Source organism: Candidatus Neomarinimicrobiota bacterium (assembly GCA_018647265.1).
In the GTDB taxonomy this organism is placed as follows: Bacteria; Fidelibacterota; Marinisomatia; order Marinisomatales; family TCS55; genus TCS55.
This window is the reverse complement of record JABGTK010000004.1, coordinates 74,312-93,861: the sequence shown is the minus strand read 5'-3', so window position 1 is coordinate 93,861 and position 19,550 is coordinate 74,312. Positions and strand designations below refer to the sequence as shown.

At 40.2% G+C, this 19,550-nt stretch carries 19 protein-coding genes; 3 read left to right on the top strand and 16 right to left on the bottom strand.

The genetic code is table 11. The features are described 5' to 3' along the window. Positions 1-87: 87 nt before the first annotated feature. The 13 genes from dnaK to folP form a co-directional block, all read right to left on the bottom strand. The gene (gene dnaK / locus HN459_00565; protein MBT3477934.1) at positions 88-1,998 is read right to left on the bottom strand and encodes a molecular chaperone DnaK; all 1,911 of its coding nucleotides are present in this window, start codon (positions 1,996-1,998) and stop codon (positions 88-90) included. 138 nt (positions 1,999-2,136) lie between these two features. Continuing rightward, positions 2,137-4,644, bottom strand: a complete 2,508-nt coding sequence (locus HN459_00560; GenBank protein MBT3477933.1) for an ATP-dependent Clp protease ATP-binding subunit — start codon at positions 4,642-4,644, stop codon at positions 2,137-2,139. Positions 4,645-4,677: 33 nt separating this feature from the next. Further along, entirely contained in the window at positions 4,678-5,349 is a 672-nt protein-coding gene (locus HN459_00555) for an ABC transporter ATP-binding protein (protein MBT3477932.1), read from the bottom strand. Next, positions 5,349-6,536: an FtsX-like permease family protein gene (locus tag HN459_00550; GenBank protein MBT3477931.1), complete on the bottom strand. Its 1,188-nt coding sequence runs from the start codon at positions 6,534-6,536 to the stop codon at positions 5,349-5,351. The genes HN459_00555 and HN459_00550 overlap by 1 nt, the downstream gene beginning before the upstream one ends. Further along, positions 6,533-7,729, bottom strand: coding sequence for an ABC transporter permease (locus HN459_00545; protein MBT3477930.1), 1,197 nt, complete (start codon positions 7,727-7,729; stop codon positions 6,533-6,535). Before HN459_00545 ends, HN459_00550 begins: the two co-directional genes overlap by 4 nt. Before the next feature lie 10 nt (positions 7,730-7,739). Further along, positions 7,740-9,248, bottom strand: a complete 1,509-nt coding sequence (lysS, locus tag HN459_00540; protein ID MBT3477929.1) for a lysine--tRNA ligase — start codon at positions 9,246-9,248, stop codon at positions 7,740-7,742. A gap of 192 nt (positions 9,249-9,440) precedes the next feature. Next, positions 9,441-9,734, bottom strand: coding sequence for a type II toxin-antitoxin system RelE/ParE family toxin (locus HN459_00535; protein ID MBT3477928.1), 294 nt, complete (start codon positions 9,732-9,734; stop codon positions 9,441-9,443). Then, entirely contained in the window at positions 9,724-9,975 is a 252-nt protein-coding gene (locus HN459_00530) for a type II toxin-antitoxin system Phd/YefM family antitoxin (GenBank protein ID MBT3477927.1), read from the bottom strand. The genes HN459_00535 and HN459_00530 overlap by 11 nt, the downstream gene beginning before the upstream one ends. A 329-nt stretch (positions 9,976-10,304) precedes the next feature. Further along, positions 10,305-10,943, bottom strand: coding sequence for a hypothetical protein (locus HN459_00525; protein MBT3477926.1), 639 nt, complete (start codon positions 10,941-10,943; stop codon positions 10,305-10,307). 40 nt (positions 10,944-10,983) lie between these two features. Next, the gene (locus HN459_00520; GenBank protein MBT3477925.1) at positions 10,984-12,084 is read right to left on the bottom strand and encodes a peptide chain release factor 2; all 1,101 of its coding nucleotides are present in this window, start codon (positions 12,082-12,084) and stop codon (positions 10,984-10,986) included. Between the two features lie 66 nt (positions 12,085-12,150). Further along, positions 12,151-12,897 (bottom strand): ZIP family metal transporter, encoded by a 747-nt coding sequence (locus tag HN459_00515; GenBank protein ID MBT3477924.1) that lies wholly within the window; start codon positions 12,895-12,897, stop codon positions 12,151-12,153. Positions 12,898-13,033: 136 nt separating this feature from the next. After that, entirely contained in the window at positions 13,034-13,810 is a 777-nt protein-coding gene (locus HN459_00510; GenBank protein ID MBT3477923.1) for a TIGR00159 family protein, read from the bottom strand. After that, positions 13,811-14,647, bottom strand: coding sequence for a dihydropteroate synthase (folP, locus tag HN459_00505; protein MBT3477922.1), 837 nt, complete (start codon positions 14,645-14,647; stop codon positions 13,811-13,813). 155 nt (positions 14,648-14,802) lie between these two features. Between folP and HN459_00500 the strand changes: the two genes are divergently transcribed. The 3 genes from HN459_00500 to HN459_00490 all read left to right on the top strand — a co-directional run bounded on the left by HN459_00500 (position 14,803) and on the right by HN459_00490 (position 15,561). Further along, the gene (locus HN459_00500; protein MBT3477921.1) at positions 14,803-15,048 is read left to right on the top strand and encodes a helix-turn-helix transcriptional regulator; all 246 of its coding nucleotides are present in this window, start codon (positions 14,803-14,805) and stop codon (positions 15,046-15,048) included. A gap of 20 nt (positions 15,049-15,068) precedes the next feature. Further along, positions 15,069-15,275, top strand: a complete 207-nt coding sequence (locus HN459_00495; GenBank protein ID MBT3477920.1) for a hypothetical protein — start codon at positions 15,069-15,071, stop codon at positions 15,273-15,275. 106 nt (positions 15,276-15,381) lie between these two features. Beyond that, on the top strand, positions 15,382-15,561 hold the full coding sequence (locus tag HN459_00490; GenBank protein ID MBT3477919.1) for a hypothetical protein: 180 nt from the start codon (positions 15,382-15,384) through the stop codon (positions 15,559-15,561). A gap of 56 nt (positions 15,562-15,617) precedes the next feature. Here HN459_00490 and HN459_00485 read toward each other — a convergent pair whose 3' ends face one another. The 3 genes from HN459_00485 to tilS all read right to left on the bottom strand — a co-directional run bounded on the left by HN459_00485 (position 15,618) and on the right by tilS (position 19,544). Beyond that, positions 15,618-17,273, bottom strand: coding sequence for an ATP-dependent zinc metalloprotease FtsH (locus HN459_00485; GenBank protein ID MBT3477918.1), 1,656 nt, complete (start codon positions 17,271-17,273; stop codon positions 15,618-15,620). A gap of 385 nt (positions 17,274-17,658) precedes the next feature. Further along, the gene (gene hpt, locus HN459_00480) at positions 17,659-18,198 is read right to left on the bottom strand and encodes a hypoxanthine phosphoribosyltransferase (protein ID MBT3477917.1); all 540 of its coding nucleotides are present in this window, start codon (positions 18,196-18,198) and stop codon (positions 17,659-17,661) included. A 2-nt stretch (positions 18,199-18,200) separates the two neighbouring features. Next, positions 18,201-19,544, bottom strand: a complete 1,344-nt coding sequence (gene tilS / locus HN459_00475) for a tRNA lysidine(34) synthetase TilS (protein ID MBT3477916.1) — start codon at positions 19,542-19,544, stop codon at positions 18,201-18,203. Between the last annotated feature and the right edge of the window lie 6 nt (positions 19,545-19,550).

The following is a 19,550-nucleotide window of genomic DNA, read 5'->3' as shown; positions in this document are numbered from 1 at the left end:
ATATGAAGTTACGTGTCTTCAGTTCCATAAACAAAAAAAGCGTCCCAAAGTTGGAACGCTTTTTTCAGTTTGATTTTTGACGGAAATTTAGTCTACAACTTCAAAGTCTGCATCTTCGATTTCAGCATCGTCTTTTTTCTTAGACTTTGATTTCGGTTCACCCTGAGGTGCCTCCGCATCTGGTGCAGCTCCTTCTTCTTTGGCTGCTTCATACATTTTTGAAGCGACGCCATTCCAAGCAGTATTCAGCTCGTCAATTGCAGCTTTAAGATCATCGGAACTGGATCCTTCATTGGCTGTTTTTACTTTAGCCACTGAATCTTCCAGGGATTTCTTTTCGCCTTCATCCAACTTATCTTTATATTCTTCCAGATTCTTTTCAGTCTGATAAATCAACTGTTCAGCCTGGTTTTGCATATCGATCATTTCACGCTTAGCTTTATCTTCACCTTCGTATTTTTTTCCATCATTCACCATTTTATCCACTTCCGAATCGGAAAGGCCGCTAGATGCTTCAATACGAATGCTCTGTTCCTTACCCGTTGCTTTATCTTTAGCATGGACATTCAGGATACCATTGGCATCAATGTCAAAGGATACTTCAATTTGGGGAACACCACGGGGTGCGGGCGGCATACCGTCTAAATGAAAACGGCCGATCGTTTTATTATCCACAGCCATTTCTCGTTCACCTTGCAAAACATGAATTTCAACAGTGGTCTGGTTATCCGCCGCTGTTGAAAATACTTGCGATTTTTTGGTTGGAATAGTTGTGTTTCTTTCAATCAATTTGGTAGAAACACTGCCTAAAGTTTCAATCCCTAAGGAAAGCGGAGTTACGTCCAGAAGCAGAATATCATCTACATCGCCGGCCAACACGCCACCTTGGATTGCAGCCCCAAGGGCAACAACTTCATCAGGATTCACACTTTTGTTTGGTTCTTTTCCAAAGATTTCTTTGACTTTTTCCTGGATTTTTGGAATCCGCGATGAACCACCAACAAGAATTACTTCATGGATATCAGAAGCAGAAAGACCCGCATCTTTAATCGCTTTGAGACAAGGATTAACCGTTCTCTCAATAAGGTCTGAAACCAATTCTTCAAACTTGGCACGAGTAAGAGTCAGGTTTAAGTGCTTTGGTCCGGAGGAATCTGCCGTAATAAAAGGCAAGTTAATTTCAGTTTGTTTAGAACTGGAAAGTTCTGTTTTAGCAGTTTCTGCAGCTTCACGCAAACGCTGCAATGCCATGGGATCTTTCTTCAGATCAATGCCGTCACTCTTTTTGAATTCAGACGCAATCCAGTTAATCACTTTTTGGTCGAAGTCGTCACCACCCAGGTGAGTGTCTCCATTTGTAGATTTTACTTCAAAAACACCGTCTCCTAATTCAAGGATAGAAATATCAAACGTACCTCCGCCTAAGTCAAATACGGCGATTGTTTCTTCTTTTTTCTTATCCATACCATAAGCAAGTGAAGCAGCCGTTGGCTCATTAATTATTCGGCGAACATTCAGTCCGGCAATTTTACCAGCATCTTTGGTTGCTTGACGCTGAGAGTCATTAAAATAAGCTGGAACTGTAATGACAGCATCTGTGACTGTTGTTCCTAAATGTTCTTCGGCAGTCTGCTTTAGTTTTTGCAAAACCATCGCACCGATTTCCGGTGGTGTATAATCTTTACCACCTGCTTTTACAACGACTGAACCTGATTTGCCTTTAGCAACTTGGTAGGGTACTTCTTCAATTTCAGTACCCACTTCATCGAACGTACGTCCCATAAAGCGTTTAATTGAAAATACAGTATTTTGTGGATTGGTCACTGCTTGGCGTTTAGCCGGCTGACCAACAATTCGGTCACCATCTTTAGTAAATGCTACAATTGACGGTGTAGTACGGCCACCTTCAGTACTAGTGATTACAGTTGGTTCGCCACCTTCAAGAACGGCCACACATGAGTTGGTTGTTCCAAGGTCAATTCCGATAATTTTTCCCATTTTATTACTCCTTAAGTGGGTGAAAAATAAATTCTGTCCACTTAAAGTCAATTACTGTGCCAAGGAGATTAGTCAACCGATATGGCAGACTTATGCTATATTGTCACTACATATGTCAGACGTGGGGTGAAACCAGGTCTAAGAGTCGAGGGAATTGGCTGGTTTTTTTCCTTCTTTGGATTTTTTTTGAGTTGGTGCTTTTTTTCTGGATTTTGGCTTAACAGGTAAAAATTCTAACTCTTTTTGCTTTGCGTCAACTTTGATGCCTTTTGAACCGCTGAAAGCCTTTCCCAACAATAATTCAGATAATGGGTCTTCCAGGGAACTTTGTATTTCCCTCCGTAGGAATCGAACTCCATATTCAGCGTTAAATCCTCTATCGACTATTAACATTTTTGCCTTTTTTGATACAGACAACGTTAATCCAATTTTATCCAAGTTTTCATGAAGGTCCATCAATTGCAAATCTATGATTTGCAATACATTCTTTTTAGTCAATGGGTGATAAACAATAGTTTCATCAAGGCGATTTAAAAATTCAGGATTAAAGGTGCCTTTAACACGGTCCAAAATACAGTCTCGCATAGCTTCATAATTGGCCTCTTCTGAGTCTTCTGCAAAACCAAATGATCCGCCACCTTGAATTTCTTTCGTACCAATATTAGAAGTCAAAATTATAATCGTATTTCGGAAGTCGACCTTCCGCCCCAATCCATCAGTCAATACACCTTCATCAAATAATTGCAATAACACATTGAATACATCAGGATGTGCTTTTTCAATTTCATCAAACAAAATTACAGAATAAGGATTGCGTCGTACTTTTTCCGTTAATTCGCCCCCCTCTTCATAACCCACGTACCCCGGTGGTGCACCGATAAGCCGTGAAACGGAAAAGCGTTCTCCATATTCACTCATATCTAATTTAATGAGTGACTCACCATGACTAAAAAGATAATTGGCCAACACTTTGGCTGTTTCAGTCTTTCCAACGCCGGTTGGACCTAAAAATAAAAATACACCAATGGGACGGTTCGGACTTTTCAATCCAGCTCTTGACCGTTGAATGGCTCGGCTTAATCCATTAATGGCCCGTTCCTGTCCAACAATGTTCTCGGACATTTCATCCTTCATCTTCAGCAATTTTTGACCTTCAGATTCAGCTACTTTCCTTACAGGAATTCGCGTAATCATAGAAACAACATCGGCAATACTATCTTCCGTCACGCGGATTGGATGGGAAGCTTCATCCAATTGCCAATCTTTCTGGAGATTTTTCAACTTCCGTATCAATTTTTGTTCTGTATCTCGAAGGTTAGCGGCATCTTCAAATTTCTGCGCAACCACGACTGAATCTTTTTCTGATCGAACTTTTTCGATTTCCAATTCAAGATCAATGACTTCTTGGGGTACTTTCATATTCAACATATGAGATCGGGAACCAGCCTCATCCATGATATCAATAGCTTTGTCCGGTAAATATTTATCGGTGATATAACGGTGGGACAAATGCACACAAGCTTCAATCGCATCGTCATCATAAATCACGTTATGATGTTTTTCATAACTAAGTTGAAGTCCCTTTAGGATTGCAATGGATTCGTCTTCTGACGGTGGTGCCACTGTAATCTTTTGGAAACGCCGTTCTAAGGCGCCGTCTTTTTCTATATATTTTCGGAATTCATCTAAGGTTGTCGCACCAATACAATGAATATCACCTCGGGCTAAAGCTGGTTTAAACATATTGGAGGCATCCAATGAACCTGAAGCACCGCCGGCACCCACAAGTGTATGGAGTTCATCAATGAATAATATCAAATTATCAGTTTTCTCTAACTCAACCATGATTGTTTTCATTCGTTCTTCAAACTGCCCACGATATTTTGTCCCAGCCACAAGTCCCGCCAAGTCCAAAGATAAAATGCGTTTATTGTGTAGTAGACGGGGGACGTCCTTATTTATAATTTTTTGGGCAAGTCCTTCAATGATGGCTGTTTTGCCAACACCCGGTTCACCAATTAAGACAGGATTATTCTTTTTCCGCCGGGATAAAATCTGGGCCACCCGTTCAATTTCATCTCTTCGGCCAATGACAGGGTCAAGTTTTCCCTGCCGCGCCAATCGAGTAATGTCCCTAGAAAAATGATCTAGGGCAGGCGTTTTAGATTTAATTGTTTTTTCTTTCCTTTTCGCAGGTACATTTGATTCAGGAGCCTGTTTATCATCTTGAATTAAATCTACAACACTATCATAACCTAAATTGTGGGCATTGAGAACTTCATAAGCAATTCCCTCAGTTTCTTTAAGCATGGCCAGCAAAAGGTGCTCATCATCGGCAATTGTGGCGCCAACGGATGATGCCTCATTAAATGCATTTCTCAGGATACGTTCAGCCCGGCGTGTAAGTGGTAAATGGCCTAAGGTCATTGTGCCACCGGAAGTTTTGATCATGTCCTCTACCATTGCGCGGATATCTTCGATATCGCAGTCATAAATATCAAAAATTTTGGCACCGAGTCCCGAATCCTCCCGCAGGAGGCCCAGGAGTAAGTGCTCTGAACCGACATAGCTATGCCCAAGACGGATTGCTTCCTCTTTGGCATATTTCATAATATTTTGAACGCGCTTGGAAAAATTTTCTTTCATACTACCGTGAAATTAAACAAGGAAAGTTCAGATTCAAATACTATCTGAAAAAGAAAGTGTTCCACCCTCTAAATAAAATCTTTTATTTCCGATGGCTGCCACTTCAGGATTATGGGTTGTGATTACAAATGCTTGGTTGAAATCATAATTGATCTTTTTAAATAGGTCCACCAATCTGTTTGCATTCCCTAAATCGAGATTTCCGGTAGGTTCATCTGCCAAAACTAGTTTGGGCTCATTCATAAGGGCGCGTATTACAGCGACACGAAGACGCTCTCCACCCGATAGTTGGGATGGAAAATGATCCATCCTTTCACTAAGACCAATATATGCCAACAATTCTTTACCTTTGTCAGTATTGCCATCTTTCCCCGCAATTTGATTGGGAATAAGCACATTCTCTAAAGCAGTGAATTCCGGCAACAAGTGGTGAAATTGGAATACAAATCCCAAGTATGAATTCCGAATTTTGGCAATTTTATTTTGAGATAACGTTTCCACATCCTCACCATCCATTAGGACAGAGCCAGTATCGGGTTTATCCAATGTTCCTAAAATATTCAACAATGTTGATTTCCCCGAACCGCTGGGACCCATGATTGTAATGAGATCACCTACCTCAATTTCCATGGAAATATCATGAAAAACGGACAAAGTTTTTTCGCCATTACGAAAGGATTTTGATAAATTTTCTGCTTTTAAAATCATTTTTCTAAATAGACTGCTTCTATGGGTGAAATCATCAAAGCCCTTCGGGCGGCAATGAAGGCGGATAAAATGACCATTCCTACTGAAATAGACAAGATAGTAATTACATCTTTTGTCAAAATAATCATGGGAAGTGTGGGTGTGAAATAAATGTCCTCTGGCAGTGTAACGATGCCAAAAACATTTTGCACCATTATCATCAACAACCCAATTCCAATTCCGGCTACAATGCCCATACCGCCAATCATGCCACCTTGGTGCATTACAATGGATCGAACCGATTCTTGTGTTGTACCCATAACTTGTAAAATACCGAATTCCCGCACTTTCTGAGCTGTGACCAGCACCAGAGTTGTAACCAAATTAAAACAAGCCACGAGGATGATTAAGCTGAGAACAGCCAAAGCACCGATTCGTTCAAATTTCATGGCACCAAATAATTCTCGGTGAAGGTCACCCCAAGTTTCTACTTTTGCATTTGGGAATTGTTGGCGGATTGATTCGGCAACCTTTTCCGCATTATCATTTTCATTGAGTCGAATATCTAAACCATCGGGACCATTTTTGCGAATAAATAATTTTCGCCCAAATTCAGCCGGAATAAATGCGATCTTATCATCCAAATCCAAAACTTGGACGCTGAATACACCGCCTACCACACATTGGATTTGACGAGGCAATCCCCATGCAGACCCTTGGTCGATGGGACTCATAATTCGTAAGCCATCTCCGATAGATAGGTTTAGTCTACGCGCCGTCATTTCGCCTAAAAATACTTGCGGCAAGTCCGTTTCTTTTGCTGTTATCATATTTAATTCATAAAATGATGTAATCAATTCTGGATTTACTGCTTTCAAGAGCACCATCCTTTGGGCATCGTCCCGCCCTAGAATCAATCCTTTTCGTTCCTGAAATGGCATCACTGTTTTCACCCCATCTATGGATTGAATCGTATTTACATCATTTGCCCAATCTGTAAGTGCACTCACGCGAATGTCACCTTCAAAACCAATGATGCGATTTATCACTCTAGATTCAAATCCGTTAAGGATTGAGACAGAAAGAATCATAGCCATGCACCCTACGGTAAGGCCGATAATGGCGATCCATCCAGTCAGACGACTGGGTCCGGCACCCTTTCCTCCCAACATAAAACGACGTGCAATGGCAAAGGGGAAATTCATTCGTATTTCAATGCTTCTGCCGGCTCGATTTGTCCCGCTCTTGCCGTAGGCCAAAGTGCAGCTAAAATAGAGAGAATTGTTGCAACAATCATCACGGACAACATGTTAGAAAAATTTATATCCATGGGAATGAAATCCATGAAATAGACATCCTCCGGCACGGTGATTAATTTAAAATTATTTTGCAGCCAAGCCACAACTAAAGCTAACAAAGATCCACCAGTTGTGCCGGCAACGCCAATGATCAGCCCATTGGCAAGGAATACCTGTTTTAATTTCCCTTGGGTTATTCCCAAAGATTTCAGTATCCCAATCTGGCGTGTTTTATCAATAATGATCATGGCCAACGCAGATATAATATTCACTACACCCACTAAGGCAATGAGTCCAAATATAAATATGATTGGCCAGCGCTGAACATCCATCCATTTAAAGAGGGCGCGGTTCTTCTCTTTCCAGGTCATTACCATATATGGATAGGCCAAATTGCTTTCGAGAGTTTCAGTAAGAAGCGAAACCTGTTTTTGATCTTTTAGCCTTAAAATATATCCGGTTACCTTACCCTCTAAGTTGAATAATCCCTTGGCTAATTCAAGATTCATAAAAATGAGTGATTTGTCGTATTCAGTCATTCCTGAGTGAAAGAGCCCACTAACGGTGAATTGCTTCAGTCGTTTCTTTGAACCACGCAAAGTGGCAATATCAAAAAGCACCACTTTATTTCCAATGGATAATCCCAATTGATCTGCCAATTTTTTTCCGATAATAATATCGTTTTTACCCAGAGAAACACTTCCCGAAACCAGCATATTACTAAGGAAATCAGCTCCTGCTGGTTCAATGCCTTCTACGATTACACCTTCGGCCAATTTACCTTTTCTAAGAAGGGCGGGTCCTTGAATAAATCCGGATTGAATTACATCGCCATTGAAATTAGAAATGACACTATCCATGCCGGCGATCTTAGGATTAATGGGATTATTTAAAAAATGGCGAATACGGATGTGCCCATCAAAATCGGCAATCTTCTGGGAGATAACTCTTTCGAAGCCATTAAGAATAAACAATGTTATAAGTAGGGCGGCAATACCGACAGCCAAACCGGCAACGGATAAAACGCCAGCGATGCGAGTGAAACTCCCTTTTTGGGTCGAACGCAAATAACGGGTCGATAAGTAAAAAGGGAAATTCACCGTATATAAATTATTCTTCCGTGCGCATGGCGGGGAACAGAATAACATCCTTAATGTTGATATTTTCTGTCAATAACATAACAAGCCTATCCACACCAATTCCTACGCCGCCGGTTGGTGGCATACCACATTCAACAGCTTGGAGAAAGTTCTCGTCCACTGGATGGGCCTCATCATCTCCACCTTCCGCCAATCGCGCTTGAGATTCAAAGCGCTCCCGCTGATCGATGGGATCATTCAATTCAGTAAAAGCATTAGCGAATTCTGCGCCGCCGATAAATAGCTCAAACCTTTCAACCAAATGGGGATTTCCATTGCGATGTTTTTTGGCTAATGGAGAAATAGCTTTTGGGTAATCCGTGATGAACGTCGGCTGAATCAATTTTGGCTCAACCAATTCACTCATGAGTCCATCAAGCATTTGACCATAATTGGCATTATCCTCAAAATCTACATGATGCGTTTTACACACTTCCTTCATTTTATCCACCGATGCTTCTGTAAGATCTTCTCCAGTGGCTTCTTTCAATAAATCTAAAATTGGTCGTCTCTCGAATGGCTTGGACAAGTCAATAGTCATATCACCCCATTGTAGTTCAATGGCGTCTATGCTTGTGGCAACGGCACGAATCATATCTTCTACTAAATTCATATTGTCTTCAAAATCGGCATAGGCCCAATAAAATTCCAGCATAGTGAATTCGGGATTGTGATTACGGTCCATTCCTTCGTTACGGAAATCTTTAGCTATTTCATAGACCCTATCGATACCGCCAATGATTAGGCGTTTTAAATAAAGTTCATCGGCAATCCGTAAATAAAGCTGCTGATCCAGTGCATTGTGATGGGTAGTAAAAGGCCGTGCGTTTGCGCCGCCATATAGGGGTTGAAGAACAGGCGTTTCAACTTCCAGAAAACCCATATTGTCCAAGTGATTTCGAAGACCTTTAATAATATTGGCGCGCTTCACAAAAGTATCTTTCACTTCTGGATTAACGATTAAATCCAGATGGCGATTACGATAACGCTGTTCTTTATCCGCAAAGGCATCGAAAGTTTCCCCATCTTTTTCTTTCACCACCGGCAATGGTCGAATGGACTTACAGAGGACAGTCAATTCACTGGCATGGATAGATGTTTCACCCATTTTGGTTTTGAATACGTATCCTTTTACGCCGACAAAGTCACCCATATCCAATAGTTTAAAATGGGCATAATTATCTTCACCCACATCATCTCGTCGAATAAAGATCTGAATCTTTCCTTTCAAATCTTGAATATGGAAAAATGAAGCTTTTCCCATTTTCCGCATGGACATAATACGTCCAGCAATATCCACATCCTGTTTTTCAAGGTTATCAAAATCGCCGAGAATATCAGCGCTGAAATGGGTGGGTTCATATTTCTGGGGATAAGGCTCTACACCCGCTTCTCGCAGTTTGGTTAATTTTTCTTTCCGAAAATCAATGATTTGATTTAGACTTTTATTTGATTCTTGGTTGGGTTGATTTTTATTCATTTATCTAATTTCTATGGGCTGTTTGTTTCTTAAAGTATTAATAATCTAACGTTGAAATTACAGAACAATTTTAATTCGATTGAACAGGAAACAATAATTTAATAGCAATTAAAAATTCTTTAATGTCGTCGGCATATTAATTTTGGATTCCATCAACCGTGTTGATGCTCAAGTAATCAATGAATTATACCTTCATCCTTTTCGACTTCTTTTTTCAACAATTTTGTAAACTGAGTCCTTGCTCCGTTTCCCGATGGCGATGACCAGAATGTATAATTCATTATCTATTACTTCATAAACAAGACGATAACCCCGCGATCTAAGTTTTATTTTATAATGGTTTTTAAATCCCCTGAGCTGACTGGATTTCACATGTGGATTTTCAAGCCGTTCTTTTAATTTCTTTTTTAATTGGGACTGAATGGAATTATCCAGTTTTTTCCACTCTTTAAGTGCCGTTGGAAGAAATTTCAGTTTATAATTCATCAATATCAACTTCTACAGCTAATATTTTTTCATTTTGCCTTTCTTTCACAATGATTCCCAGTTGATAATCTTCAATCCCTTCTAACAAATCTTCATATGTTTTTGCAGGAATTAGGTAAGCTGTTGGTTTATTATGATTGAGGATCGCAATAGGTTCTCCATCGGACTGGTCAATAAGCGCACTAGGGTTATTTTTTAATTCTGATATGCTTGCAGAACAGTTTGCCAAAACATTTTTCATTTCAATCACCTTATTTTTAGGTTTAAATACCGGTCTATATTATGGTCGTAATTTAGGTCTTTTTTATGAATTAGGCAAAAGTTTTTGATGAGGAAAATACCAGTGATTCACCTATAGAAGGGCAGATATTGCATGACTATTGGAAAGCTCTAGATACGCCTTAAATCTATCGTTCTGATAAATCGCTATTCGTTGTAATTAAAATGGCACCTTCCGCAAAGGTGGCTTTAGTTGGAAGCTATTTACAAATTTCTAACAATTCAAAATATCGGTGTCTAGACATACCGGCTGTACGCATATTTGCTTTTATAATATCTGCGTAAATTTCTTTATATCTCGAATAATAACAGGTCTGAATATTTTGGGTTTTGTATAATCTCTGTGATCACCCATTTCTCCGGCGAATCCACGTACCCATGTTTAACGGGATTATACCAAATATAATTTAATCGGGTAAAATATGAATTCTCATAAGTGATACAGGTATCCCAATAATTATAAAAAACTTTTTTGGACTGAATTAACCGTGTTAATTCGTTTTTCAAGTTTAACCATGTTAATTCTCCATCAACACTGTTGATGGACTCCAAAGTATCGAACTCCAAAATATTAGACTCCAAAGTATCGATATTAAAATTATTGGATTCTAAATTATTTAATAGAATATTTAGATTCTTTTTAATCCACAAGGCCGTAAAACGATGTGCTTCTTTAAAAATAGTTAGTAGTGTGGTTGAGTCTTCGGGAGCATTCACCATTAAATGGTAGTGATTATCCAAAATCACCCAATCTTCAATCTCCCAATGGTATTTAGTAAACTCGATTTGCAGAGAAGAATACAGTATTTCTTTTGCCGTTGATAACCTTAAAAATGGCTCCCCTTCAAAAGTAGAAGCAGTTATAAAATATTTTGCATTAGACTTAAATAAATGGGGCGGATTATGTTTGTATGTTTTGAATTCGGCCATTCTTCTCCCCACCTTATAAAGAAAATAAACGAATAATGACTTAGACTTCTTCTGGAATTTCTTTCCGTTCGCCCAGTTGATTCATCAAAAAGGCACGAATAAATTTATCAATATCCCCATCCATCACCGCCGAAACATTCCCAGTCTCTTCTTTAGTGCGATGGTCCTTCACCATATTATAAGGATGGAAAACATAGGACCGAATCTGGCTACCCCAGGCGATATCCATTTTTGTATTTTCTAAGTCCTTCATGGCTTCTTTTTCTTTTTCCACTTCCGCTTGGTAAAGCCGCGCTTTAAGAACTTTCATCGCCGATGCTTTGTTCTTATGCTGGCTTCGTTCGTTTTGGCACTGGACAACAATTCCTGATGGAATATGGGTAATTCGGATGGCCGAGTCAGTTTTATTTACGTGTTGGCCTCCGGCCCCGCTGGCACGATAAGTATCAATTCTTAGATCGCCTTGATCAATTTCAATTTCAATTTCATCCTCTGTAGAAGGATAGACAAATACGGATACAAAAGATGTATGGCGCCGGCTGTTGGAATCAAATGGTGATATCCGCACCAAACGGTGGACACCCGCTTCTGCTTTCAATAACCCATAAGCGTAATCGCCCTTGATCTCTATAGTAATATCTTTGATCCCAGCTTCATCGCCGGGCTGATAATCCATAATCTCTTTTTTAAACCCCTTACGCTCGATCCAGCGGTTATACATACGATAAAGCATCTCCGCCCAATCTTGGCTTTCTGTTCCCCCTGCCCCGGGATGAATCGTTATGATGGCATCTTGCGTATCTTCTGGATCGCCGAGGATCATCTTCAGTTCTAGATCTTCGATGGTCGTAACGAATTTTTGTAATTCAGTATGCACTTCTTCTAAGGATGATTCACCCGCATCTGCAAATTCTAAAAGTACCTCTACATCGCCTTGTGCCGTATCTAATTCTTGCCACAGTGTGATCTCTTTTTCCAAAAGGGATATTTTTTTCAGGAGTGCTGAAGCCGCCGCGTTATCATTCCAGAAATCAGGTACGGCGGACGCTTGACGCAATTTTTCTAAATCAGACCCTTTTGTGGACAGGTCAAAGGTACCTCCGCAATTCTGAGCATTTTTTCTTCGCGGCAGCGTATTGATCTTTTAAATCGAACAATTCCATGGATAAAATTACACTTTCATTATAATGGCTTCAGACGAAAATATTTAGAATTTCACAGCCAAAAAGGTCATGACTGCCACACCAGCAACGAGCATCAACAATTGGATGAATGACTTTTTCGCATCCGTATTATGATGAAGCTCTGGGATAAGATCAGAACCGGCGATATAGAGAAATCCACCGGCGGTAATGGGTACCAACGCATCGGTAAATCCAGTAATGCTCTTTCCCATTTGGAGGGCGAATAACGCACCCACCATTGCCAAAGATGCGCTCATAAGGTTAACCATCAATGCTTTCTTTACTGATAATCCCCCATTAATCAAGATTGAATAATCACTGATTTCCTGTGGAATTTCATGAAAAAGTACTGCCACAGTTGTGGCTACTCCCAAAGGAATGCTGGCGGAATAGCTAATTGCAATAAGTACACCATCAATAAAATTATGCATGGCATCGCCAAAAATATTCATCGGGACAATTGGATGAACATGTTCATTTGTGGTAGGATGGTGACAATGACGCCAGCGGAAAAACTTTTCCATAACGAAAAAGGTAGCGAGCCCACCGATTGTCCACAGTGAAACATGAAGGGGATTTGACGCAGAGGCAAAAGCTTCTGGCAGTAAATGAATCAGCGCACCGCCGAAAAGGCTCCCCGTGGCAAAACTGACCAAATAGGTCATAATTCGATCCAATAGTTTTCGGGATATAGATAGAGTTACAAGTCCCACTAGAGAGACGAGGCTTACCATAAGTACGCTAAGAATTGTGTATGTTAAAACAGTCATTATAAATAGTTGTCATTCTGGACACAGTGTCCGCCTGCCAATCGGGCAGGAACAATCTCATAAATTCGTTTAAAGGCATTCATATGCTTGAGATTTTTTCTTTCACTTTGTTTAGGTTCAGAATGAAAAGTTGATGTTAATCCCCAGAAGCGATGAACATTCTGTCGTTTAAATATTTTCTCAGTGCCAAATCGTCCATATCTATGTGAGCAAAACGGCCATTCTCAGCCACAGATATTCTTGCGCGTTCTTCCGAAATCAATACCACAATCGCATCCGTTTCTTCTGAAATTCCCAATGCGGCGCGATGGCGTGTACCCATTTCTGGATCAATCATTGTACTTTCTGTTAAAGGTAAAATACAAGCAGCCGCATCAATAATCTCATTTTGAATAATCACGGCGCCATCATGCAATGGTGAAGAGGGATTAAAGATTGATACCAATAATGGTGCCGTCACTTCTGCTTTGAGCTGTGTCCCCTGTTCTTTATATGTCCTTAAACCAGTTTCTCGCTGGATGACAATCAATCCGCCCCAGTGCCGTTCTTTCAATTGGGAGGCCGCTTCCACGATAGAGACGATGGATCTGGATGTGCCCACACGAAATATCTTCTGGAAAAATCTGGTTTGACCTACATATATTAGCAATCGGCGAAGTTCAGGTTGGAATAAAATCACAAAAGCCACCACCCATACCGTTTGGAATTGGTTCACCAGCCAACTGGAGGCGCTCATTCCAAATGCATTAAATAAGAATGAGGCTACCATAAGGATAATTAATCCTGCCAACATCTGCCCGGCGCGGGTGCCTTTGAAATATATATAGACTTTGTAGAAGAGCCAACTCACCAATAAGAGGTCGATTACATCAATTAAAGTGACGGTGAGAAAACCGATTTGGAAGAGTACCATTTAAATCATCCCCATAATTTTTTCTGTAATGGTGACGGCGCGGCGTGTTTCTTTTACATCATGAACGCGGACCATCTTTGCCCCATTAATTATTCCGGCAGTGATGGATGCCAAAGTGCCCTCCAGCCGTTCTTCAACCGGGAGGTCAAGAACAGTGCCGATAAAAGATTTACGCGACGGACCTAATAAAACAGGATATCCCATAGCGCAAATTTGCCTCAATTCACGGATGATTTCAAAATTATCTTCTAAGCGTTTTCCAAATCCAATTCCCGGATCTAAAATGATCATTTCATCCGAAACACCTTTTGCCTTGGCACTTGCCACTTGATTCTTAAAAAATTGACGTATCTCTCTCATCAGATTGTCATAGTGCGGGTCTTTCTGCATATCCCGAGGTATACCCTTAATATGCATCAAAATAACAGGAACATTGCGTTTTGCTACCAAGGGAGCCATGCCATTATCAAAGGTGAATCCTGAAATATCATTCACCATATCAGCCCCCGCGTCCAATGCCGCTTTAGCTACAGTTGGTTTATAGGTATCAATCGAAATGAGACAATCAGATTTTTGCCGAATCGCTTCAATTACTGGAATAGTTCGATTCAATTCTTCATCCATCGAAACCGGTTCAGCACCAGGACGGCTACTTTCACCGCCGATGTCGATCATATCTGCACCTTCATCTATCATTTGCAACGCATGGTCCCTAGCGATTTTCCTATCGGCAAATTTGCCCCCATCACTGAAGGAGTCTGGCGTAACATTAAGAATACCCATAATCAGTGTATGGGACGGGGCCTTTAGCCATGATTGAAATCGGGTGATATTCATTGTGTTTTTTGGTTAAACAAGTCCTGAATTTAAAGTAATACTTTGGCCCATATTGAATTAATTCTGACGAGAAAAAGAATGAATTAGTATTAAAATATACATCTATTTTAAATATTGTACTTATACAACATTATATATTATTTTTGCTATAAGTTATGTCAGAAAAGATTTACAACAGAATACGGTTGCTACGCCAGGAAAAAGGGATTAGTAGACAATCATTAGCCGGCGCCCTTGGGGTCAACTTCCAAACCATCGGCTACCTTGAACGAGGTGAATACAACCCCAGTATGAAGCTAGCTTTTAAGTTTAGCCGCTACTTTAACTTGCCCGTAGAAGCCATTTTTTCCGATAAACCGTTTGAGTCTCTAACAGAAATACTAAAACGGGAAAATGAATAAAAGTTAATTAGGAGTTATTAATGAACAATCTTAACCCACTCCTAAAACACAAGAAAATCGGCCGAGTCCTTGGCTGGGACGATTTTCAAAATTCAACCAAAGAAGGCATTAAAAAAGCCTTAAAAAAGGAACGCAATAAGGGGCGAATCGGTTCAATTATTTTATTATTTTATCCCATCCAATTTTCACTGGGATTGAAAATTGGTACATATATTCCGGGTATTTAGCGCTTTTAATCTCACCCCTCCCATTTCTTGGTTGGATATGGCAGCAAAAAAGAGCCACCGATGTTTCAGACGAAGAAATCGAAGAACAACTAGTGATCTATAAAAAATGGGCTGGAAAAAATTAACAATATTAATTGTTAAAATTATTCTCGCAGGCGTTTTTATCTTTTATTTTCTTCTAATAGAAGACTATACAACAAGAGAATTTTCGGCTGCCATCTTAGTATATGCTACAGTGGCGACTGGATTATATTTTCAATACAAAGATGATGATAGAGTGGATTGACTAAATCAATCCATGCATCAACACAGTTGATGCAAACCAAAATGCCTAAATAGATTTTACTCGATTTCAGGTTTTTTCTTTTTCTCCGGTGCCGGTTTTCGCCGAGGACGTTTTTTCTTCGGTTTCTTCGTAGCGCCGTTTTGTGAGCGCTTGATCTCTTTTCCATCCATCACTGCCAACACTTCTTCACCATCAATGGTTTCATGTTCTAGCAATGCTTTAGAAAGATTATGAAGATGTTCTACATTTTCTTTTAAAATACGGTTAGCTGTGGCCTGAGCTTTGCGAATAATTCTCACTACTTCTTCATCAATCATCCGTGCCGTTGCTTCAGAAAAGTCTCGATGGCTTTGTATTTCGCGCCCAAGGAATATTTCTTCATTCTTCTTCCCAAATGTCATGGGACCCAGCACATCGCTCATACCCCATTCACAGACCATTTTCCGGGCAATTTGTGTCGCTTGTTCAATATCATTACCGGCGCCGGTGGTCAGTTCGTTAAATATTAATTCTTCCGCCGCGCGACCACCCATTAAAATGGCCAAACGTCCTTCAATATATCCTCTAGAATAACCATGCTTTTCATCAATAGGGATCTGCATGGTAACACCTAAAGCACGACCCCGAGGAATAATGGAGACTTTATGAACAGGATCAGCACCTTTCGTTCGCCCTGCCACTAGCGTATGACCCGCTTCGTGGTAAGCGGTTGTTTTCTTTTCTTCTTCAGAAAGGACAACACTTTTTCGCTGAACGCCCATCATTACTTTATCTTTGGCTTCTTCAAAGTCGGACATATCCACGGAATTTTTCTTTTTCCGCGCCGCCAAAAGAGCAGCTTCATTAACAATATTTTCCAGATCTGCACCCACCATGCCAGGCGTACCTTTAGCGATAGCTTCCAGGTTTACCTTCTTTTTATTCATGACAATTTTCTTGGTGTGCACTTTCAGGATACCCAAGCGACCAATCAGATCCGGCACATCCACCACAACCTGTCTGTCAAACCGTCCGGGGCGAAGTAAGGCTGAATCTAAAACGTCGGGACGGTTCGTGGCTGCCATGAGGATTATATCCTCGTTGGGTTCAAAACCATCCATTTCAACCAAGAGTGCATTTAGTGTTTGTTCACGCTCATCATGACCGCCGCCTAATCCGGCACCACGCTGACGGCCTACCGCATCCAACTCATCGATAAAAATAATACAAGGTTGATTCTTCTTCCCTTGTTCAAATAAATCTCTCACACGAGATGCCCCAACACCAACGAACATTTCTACAAAGTCCGCCCCGCTTAAGCTGAAGAATGCCACATTGGCTTCCCCTGCAATGGCCCGTGCCAATAATGTTTTACCGGTCCCAGGAGGTCCCACCAACAAGACTCCTCTTGGAATTTTTGCGCCCAGCTTCTGGTATCGCTTTGGCTTCTTGAGGAAATCCACGATTTCTTTCAATTCTTCCTTCGCTTCTACACAGCCTGCCACATCATTAAAAGTGACTTTGGACATATCAGATGTCCATATTTTGGCTTTACTTTTACCAAAATTAAATATGTTTTTCATTCCACCGCCACCACCTTGCATGCGCCGCATTAGGAATATCCAGAATGCCAGTATGGCAATCCATGGTAGAATATTCAGGAAATAGCCCGTCCAATCGATAGATTTTTGTCTAAAGGTATAATCCACTTTGTATTGGTCCCACTCGGTCATGACTTCCCGATCAATGAATGGGAGTTTCAAGCGAAACTTTACCACTTCCTGGGAAATGCCACCCGCATTCAGAACAGTTTTTGTTTCAGATAATTCACCATGAAAAATGTCATCAACGATCCTGCCTTTGGCGATATGGCCGTCGGTCAAAAAAGTACGATATTCCGAATATTGAATTTCTACTTCATCGACGCCTTGACCGGTGAATATACTGGATAAAAAGACAGCAGATATAATTATCAGTACCCAAACGAAGCTGGTTTTTCCGGCACGTTTCCATTGGAACTGATCGTTCTCTTTTTGGTTTTTATTCGAATTCTGGGGAGACTTTTTTTGTCCCTTCAATCCGTTTTGTTTTGGTTTATTTTCTTTTTTAGAATTCACGTTACTCACTCTCAATTTCCCCCAGGCGGTAAACACCCCTTAAATTTCTTAATTTCTGGTCGTAATCCAGCCCGTATCCTACGACGAATTCAGGCGGAATTTCAAACCCTACCCAATCTATTTCAAAATCCAATTTGGCAATATCAGGTTTCATCAATAGTGTCGCAATTGCTACTGATTTTGTGCCCGCATTATGCATTCGGTCACGGATAAAATTAATAGTTAATCCTGAATCAATGATGTCTTCTACAATAATTACATGGCGGTCGGTAATGTCCGCCGATATATCTTTACGCAGGCGTACCGTTCCTTTTGAAGCAGTCCCTGCATAACTAGATACTTTAATAAAATCAATTTCACAATCAATATCAATAGCGCGCATGAGGTCAGCGGCAAATATAAAACTACCATTTAGGATACCGATAAGGATTGGAGCCTCATCCACATATCTATTTGAAATTTGGGTGGCGATATCTCCCACCCGTTTCAACACTTCCTTCTCCGAAATCAATTCGGTTAAATTTTCTCTTTTATTTGCCATGGCTATCCTACAAAAGATTCTATGTTAAGTTCCAAAAATTCAGTAGTGGATTGTGTGACTTTGGCGTTGTCACTCAAGCGCAGTCCACATACCCAAATAATTTCATCATCCGCTGTTAATACTAATTGATTCTCTTTAGAAAAACGATTCACTTTTTTATCCACCAATAGATCACTTACCTTTTTTCGTCCATTCATTCCCATTGGAGTAAAACGATCCCCTTTTCTCCAGGAACGGAGAACCAACTTTTTCCCGTTTACATATTCCGCATCAATTACTTCATGAAAAGGGTTGGAGTCCATCGAAGGTGAATCAATCTTACTCAAGGAAAAACTGAATCCATCAGACCCAAACTGACCCTGTTTATTAATGTCCATATTAATCTTTTTCTGAATTTCATGATTTATAATGAAACAGTCACGGTCCCGCAAAATTGTCCATTGTTTACTCAATTTGAGTATTGAACCAATTTTAGGTGATTTAAGCCACTGATTTAATGCCTCCCATTGATGCCGTCGCCATGAAATTTCTGTTTCACCCAATATATGTTTAATGAGCCGAACCATTTGGTTTGTAGTTATTTTTTTTACTAAATCATCATTAATTATTTTTTGATGATTCCGATCCTCAATATTTGCAGAAATTTCAATTATTATTTTATTCATACGATCAACTACATCTGTGGCTTTTTGGGATAAACTGATAAATCTATCTATAAATTCGTTTGTTTGATTTTCCCAAGGCTTCATTACTTTATGGCGGACAAAATTCCGCTTAATGGATGTATCGCTATTGGACTCATCCTCCATATAATTCAGTCTGTGGTGACGAGCATATTTTTCAATATCCCTACGACTGAATTTTAAGAGTGGACGTATAATGGATCCATTCTGTTGTGGAATGCCTCGAACTCCTTCTATGCCACAGCCGTCATCTAAATGCATTAATATCGTTTCCACATTATCATTGGCGTGGTGAGCCGTCAAAATAAAATCGCATTGAAATTCATTTCGGGCCAATTCAAAAGATTTTTGGCGAATTCGTCGGGCCCACATTTCCATACTTTCATTTGGGGCAATATCTTTTTTAGCTTGATGTACTGTTAAAGCAATATCAAAATTATGACATAGATTATGCACAAAATTTTCCTCTGAATCAGATGCATCTCTAAGTCCATGGTTAATATGGACAGCATAAATGTCATATTCCAGCTTCAGTCTTGAAGTAAGATGAAGCAGCGTTACAGAATCTATTCCGCCGGAGACGGCAACTAAAAGGCGGCTCTTTTTAGAAATTAATGAATTCAGTTCCCCGATAAATCGGGTAAATGTAAGTGACGAACCCATTTTAAT